Origin of the sequence: Dietzia cercidiphylli, assembly GCF_014145145.1 — a bacterium.
Classification (GTDB): domain Bacteria; phylum Actinomycetota; class Actinomycetes; order Mycobacteriales; family Mycobacteriaceae; genus Dietzia; species Dietzia natronolimnaea.
In genome coordinates, this window is sequence record NZ_JAALEA010000446.1 from 1 (window position 1) to 1,069 (window position 1,069).

Annotated in this window: 1 protein-coding gene; it reads right to left on the reverse strand. The window is 73.1% G+C overall.

Annotated features, from left to right (window positions below):
• Window positions 1-856 (reverse strand): ammonia-dependent NAD(+) synthetase (gene nadE / locus G6028_RS15150; RefSeq protein WP_182659367.1); only part of this gene is annotated, 856 nt, incomplete at its 3' end.
• Between the last annotated feature and the right edge of the window lie 213 nt (window positions 857-1,069).

Consider the following 1,069-nt stretch of genomic DNA (forward strand, 5'->3'; position numbering starts at 1 on the left):
CCTGCTCGCCGGCCTGGTCGCCGATCCTCCCGGCCGGCCGCCACCAGGTGTCGGCCACCTCGACGGGGGTGGTGCGCTTGTGCCGGTTGCGGTGCCACGCCTCCTCGATCAGCCGGGCCGCGTCCTCGGGCACCTCGCGACCCTCGAGGTAGTCGTCGATGTGGTCGTAGCTGATACCCAGTTCCTCTTCATCGGTCTGGCCCTCGGCCTCGTCGAGGAGGTCGGCCGTGGGCACCTTGTCCCACAGCTGTCGCGGCGCCTGAAGGTGACGGAGCAGCTCCCGGACCTGGCGTTTGTCCAGCCCGGACAGCGGGAGGAGGTCGGCGGCACCGTCGCCGAACTTGGTGAAGAACCCGGTGACGTTCTCGGCGGCGTGGTCGGCGCCGATCACCAGTAGCCCGCGGTCCCCGGCCACGGCGTACTGCGCGACCATGCGGTGGCGCGCCTTGGTGTTGCCCTTGGTGAAGTCCGTCAGCTCCTCGCCGGCGGCCTGCCGGATCTCGCCGTCGAGCCCGTCCACGCCCGGGGCGACGTTCACCGTGAGGGTCTCGTCGGCCCCCACGAACTCCACGGCCGCCACCGCGTCGTGCTCGTCGTGCTGCACGCGGTAGGGCAGGCGCATCCCCACGAAGACCGCCTCGCCACCGTCGGCGCGCACCCTCTCCACCGCCAGCTGTGCCAGGCGGCCGGCCAACGAGGAGTCCACGCCGCCCGAGATCCCGAGCACGAAGCCCTTCGCCCCGCTCGCACCCAGGTAGTCGGCCAGGAACCGCACCCGGCGCTCCACCTCCTCGGCGGGGTCGATCCGGGGACGGACGCCGAGGGCGTCGATGATCTGTCGTTGTGTCGCGCGCATGGGCCCAGTGTGCTGGCGATGCCGGCGCGACTGCCACCGGACGACCCTCGGTGCGTGGACCCCCGGCGCCGGGTGGGGTGATCGGTCAGGCGCCGGCGTCGTGGACGAATTCGCCGACGATCCGCGGCCAGGCCGCCACCTCGGCGGGCGACCGCGCCACCTCGAGGCGGACGTCCGGGAGCAGGCCCAGCAGCTCCTCGGCCACGGCGAGCG